This is a genomic window from Mycobacterium sp., assembly GCF_049585075.1.
GTDB lineage: Bacteria > Actinomycetota > Actinomycetes > Mycobacteriales > Mycobacteriaceae > Mycobacterium.
Genome location: NZ_JBAUZA010000046.1, coordinates 1 through 4,217, shown reverse-complemented (window position 1 = coordinate 4,217; position 4,217 = coordinate 1). Strand labels below are relative to the sequence as shown.

Annotated in this window: 5 protein-coding genes; 4 read left to right on the top strand and 1 reads right to left on the bottom strand. The window is 65.1% G+C overall.

What is annotated here, in order from left to right; all coding sequences use genetic code 11:
* On the top strand, positions 1–246 hold a 246-nt coding region (locus tag WB785_RS02275; protein WP_424077075.1), incomplete at its 5' end, for a ferritin-like domain-containing protein.
* Positions 247–274: 28 nt separating this feature from the next.
* Here WB785_RS02275 and WB785_RS02270 read toward each other — a convergent pair.
* A complete protein-coding gene (locus WB785_RS02270; protein WP_424077074.1) occupies positions 275–1,693 on the bottom strand; it encodes a chloride channel protein in 1,419 nt (472 codons plus the stop codon).
* Between the two features lie 85 nt (positions 1,694–1,778).
* On the opposite strand from WB785_RS02270, the gene WB785_RS02265 reads away from it, so the two are divergent.
* From WB785_RS02265 to WB785_RS02255, 3 genes are all read left to right on the top strand, one after another.
* A complete protein-coding gene (locus tag WB785_RS02265) occupies positions 1,779–2,762 on the top strand; it encodes a pirin family protein (RefSeq protein ID WP_424077073.1) in 984 nt (327 codons plus the stop codon).
* A 57-nt stretch (positions 2,763–2,819) separates the two neighbouring features.
* Positions 2,820–3,452, top strand: a complete 633-nt coding sequence (locus WB785_RS02260) for a TetR/AcrR family transcriptional regulator (RefSeq protein ID WP_424077072.1) — start codon at positions 2,820–2,822, stop codon at positions 3,450–3,452.
* A 65-nt stretch (positions 3,453–3,517) separates the two neighbouring features.
* On the top strand, positions 3,518–4,217 hold a 700-nt coding region (locus WB785_RS02255; protein WP_424077071.1), incomplete at its 3' end, for a class I SAM-dependent methyltransferase.

Here is a 4,217-nt window from a genome sequence, read left to right as displayed (position 1 = left end):
GTGCAGGCGCACTTGGCTGCGCTCGACCTGGTCTACAACGGTGTCATCGAAGACACCCGAACCGCCATCAACGAAACCGACGAACTGGACCCGGTCACCCAGGACATCCTCATCGACCAGGCCGCCGAGCTGGAAAAGTTCCAGTGGTTTGTGCGGGCTCACCTGGAGAATGCCGGCGGCAAGCTGGCTCACGAGGGCTCATCGACCGAGCGGACCGCGGCCAAGACCGCGCGGCGTAAGGGCTGACGGTAGCCGCCTGAAGTGTCTCGCCGGATCAGGGCCCGACGGCGGCGGCGTGTAGACGTTCGGCCTCGGCGGTTTCCCGGTTAAGACGTTGCGAGCGGTAGATCGACACCTTGGTGTGGTGCATCAGCAGTGAGGCGATCCCGACGGCGATGATCGCACCGGGCACCACCGAGAACGATCCGGTCATCTCGGCCACCATGATCAAGATGGCCAATGGCGCGTGGGCGACGCTGCCGAAACACGCCATCATGCCCACCACGACGAAGATCCCCGGGCTGTCAGGCACTCCCGGCAGATGAAACATCTCGCCCAGCCGCCAAACCGCGGCGCCTACGAACGCTCCGATCACGATTCCGGGCCCGAAGATTCCGCCGGATCCGCCGGTGCCGATGGAAAGCGACGTCGCGACGATTTTGGCGATCGGCAGGATCAGCACGATCCACAACGGGATCGTCAGTAGTCCGGCCTTGGTCGTCGCCAACTGCACCCAGCCGTACCCACTGCTCAGAACTTCGGGAATCGTCAAACCCATCAGGCCGACCAGCAGACCACCGATGGTGGGCTTGAGCACCGAGCCGCCGGGGAGTCGCGCCGTCACCGATTCAGTGGCGTAGAAGAAACGCGCGTAGAGATAACCCACCGTTGCTGCGACGACGCCCAGGACGACAAACCACAACAGGGGCCAGGCACTCTCGAACCGGTACTCGGCGTCGACGTAGCCGAACATCGGGTCGAAACCCAGGAACGAGCCGAACACCGCATACGCCGTCGCCGAGGTGACGAAGCCGGGGTAGAGCGTGCTGTACTCGAAGTCTTCGCGGTAAATGATCGACGCTGCCAAAACGGCGCCACCCAGTGGCGCACCGAAGATGGCGCCGATACCCGCACCCACCCCCAGCGACACCAGGATCCGGCCGTCGGCATCCGAGAGGTGCAGGCGGCGCGCGAGCATCGACGCGAAGCCAGCCGAGATCTGGGCGGTCGGGCCTTCACGGCCGGCTGAACCGCCCGAGCCGATGGTCAGGGCGCTGGAGACCATCTTCACCCACACAACCCGGGCCCGGATGTGCCGGGGATCGCTGTGGATCGCGTCGATCGCATTGTCGGTGCCGTGGCCGCTGGCTTCGGGCGCAAACCTGGCCACGATCAACGCCGATATCAATGCGCCTGTCGTGGTCACCAGCGGCAGCGCCCACGGCCGCTGGTAATGGGAAGAACCCGGATGGCCGCCCTCGACCAGCGGTGTTGGCAGGTGATAGCCAGCCACATAGCCCAACAAGAAACTGCTCGTGTAGCGCAGCGCCAGGTAGAAAACAACGGCGCCGACACCGGCGACGATGCCGACGATGATGCCCAGCAAGAGCCATTTGTAGAGGTATTCGAGATTTCGGACGAAGCGGCCCACCCGTCCGCCGCGATCCGAATCCGTGTTGTCTACCCCCAGCATCGCCAGTGACGTTAGCAGTGCCGCCTGGGGAATAAGCGGACCAAGGTCCGGTTATAACCGATAGGCAATTTCGTAGGAGGCACAGATGCCCGCAATTACTGCAGACACGTTGACGTTGGCGCGGGTGTCGGCGGCCCGGCCGACGGACACCGAACGCCCGGTGCGCTCGATCACCACCGGCCCGCGCGGCCACGAGGGCGAAGGATTTCCGGTGGTGCGCGCCTTCGCCGGCGTCAGCACCGCCGCGCTGGACCCGTTCGTGCACATGGATCAGATCGGGGAGGTCGAGTATCAGCCCGGCGAGCCCAGAGGGACCGACTGGCATCCGCACCGAGGGTTCGAAACGGTCACCTACATGATCGACGGGCGGTTCGCCCACCAGGACTCGCATGGCGGCGGTGGGCTGATCACCGACGGCGCCACCCAGTGGATGACCGCAGGCGCGGGCATCCTGCACATCGAAACGCCGCCGGCTGACCTCGTCGAAAGCGGTGGCGTGTTCCACGGCATCCAGCTGTGGGTGAACCTGCCACACAACGACAAGTTCGCCGCACCTCGGTATCAGGCCATTGCGGGCGCCGACGTGGCCTTGCTGTCTTCCGAAGACGGCGGGGCGCTGGTCCGCGTCATCGCAGGGGATGTCGACGGTCACCGCGGGCCCGGGGTCACGCACACTCCGATCACGATGGCGCATGTTAGCGTGGAACCTGGTGCGCGACTGAACATCCCGTGGCACCGCGACCACAACGCGTTGGTCTACGTACTGTCCGGGCAAGGGTTTGTCGGTCCGATCGGGCACCCGATCGAGCAAGGCCAGTTGGCCGTTCTCGGTCCGGGCGACCGGATCACCGTCGCCGCCGCGCCCGCACAGGAGTCACGCAGACCGGCGTTGGAGGTGTTGATCCTGGGCGGCCGGCCCATCCGGGAACCGGTCTTCCATTACGGCCCGTTCGTGATGAACACCAAGGCGGAGTTGATCCAAGCACTCGAGGACTTCCAAGCCGGAAAGTTCGGCAGCATTCCGCCCGACGGGTTGATGCCGCACACCGCGCGGCCATCGGCCAGCTAACAATCGGCATCGGCTAAGCGGGCCGGTCAAAAGTGTGATCTGTGGCACAATTCATCCGTGGTGCAGCCCGCGAGTCGGGGACCGGGTCGCCCCCCTGCAGCGAAAGCGGCCGAGACGCGTAAGCGCATTTTGCGCGCTGCACGCGTAGTCTTCAGCGAACGCGGTTACGACGCGGCCACCTTCCAGGCGATCGCCATCCGCGCCGACCTGACTCGGCCGGCAATCAACCACTACTTCTCCGACAAGCTCGCGCTCTACCGCGAAGTGGCTAAGGAAACCAACGACGTCGTCGTGGCAGCCAGTGTCCAGCGCGCGCGGCGCGAGAGCACATTGGTAGATCGGGTGTCTGCGTTCATCGACGCCGCAACTCAGGCCGATATCGAAAATCGAACAGCGGCAGCGTTTCTGATCACCGTCGCGTTGGAGTCCCAGCGGCACCCCGATCTGAGCCATGAGGAGGCCGACTCGGTTCGCACCACCCGGGAGTTCCTGGCGTGGGCCATCGATGACGCGATCAAGCGTGGTGAGCTGGCTGCGGATACCGATGCCGCTGCGCTCACCGAGACGTTGATCGCGGTCTTGCTGGGAATCGGCTTCTACGCCGGGTTCGTCGCCATGCACGATTTCGAGACGGTAACCCGTCAGTTGCGCCAATTGCTGGCCGACGCCCTCACCCCGCGCGCCGAATGAAGGCAGTGATGTAGCGCACAGAACCATATAGCTTGCCTAACTTATTAGGTAGCATGGTTCGCGTTATGACTGATCTGTACGACGTGAGCTCAGCGCGTACCGAAGGAGACAGCTGGGACATCACCGAAAGCGTCGGCGCGACCGCATTGAGTGTCGCCGCGGCGCGCGCAGTGGAGACGGCTTCAGCTGACCCGCTGATTCGCGACGAGTTCGCCTACTTGCTGGTGTCGTCGGCCGGGCAGCCGTGGGCGCGGCTGGCCAGCCCGGGTCTGGAGTGGCTGGACGACGACGAGCACGGACGACGAGCCCACCGGTTGGCCTGTGACTACCAAGCGGTACGCACGCACTTCTTCGACAACTACTTCGCCGACGCCGTCGCTGCGGCTGGAATCAGGCAGGTCGTGATCCTGGCCGCGGGGCTGGACTCGCGGGCCTACCGGCTGGATTGGCCGGCAGGTACCACGGTCTACGAGATCGACCAGCCACAAGTGGTGGAGTACAAGACGGCCACTTTGGCGTCGGCGGATGTCGCCCCCAAGGCCGCCCGGCGCACCGTGCCGGTGGATCTGCGTGACGACTGGCCGGCGGCGCTATCCGTCGCGGGTTTCGATCGAACTCGACCGACCGCATGGCTGGCGGAGGGACTGCTGCCCTACCTGCCTGCCGCAGCTCACGACCGGCTGTTCGAGATGCTGACCGAACTGAGCGCACCCCGCAGCCAGGTGGCCGTGGAGGCGTTCAGCCTTGGTTCGGCCGACCCCGAGC

What these genes read in the sequence shown, in the direction of transcription:
- WB785_RS02270 (WP_424077074.1), bottom strand. Translation starts at nt 1,693, where the DNA reads ATGCTGGGGGTAGACAACACGGATTCGGATCGCGGCGGACGGGTGGGC.
- WB785_RS02265 (WP_424077073.1), top strand. Translation starts at nt 1,779, where the DNA reads ATGCCCGCAATTACTGCAGACACGTTGACGTTGGCGCGGGTGTCGGCG.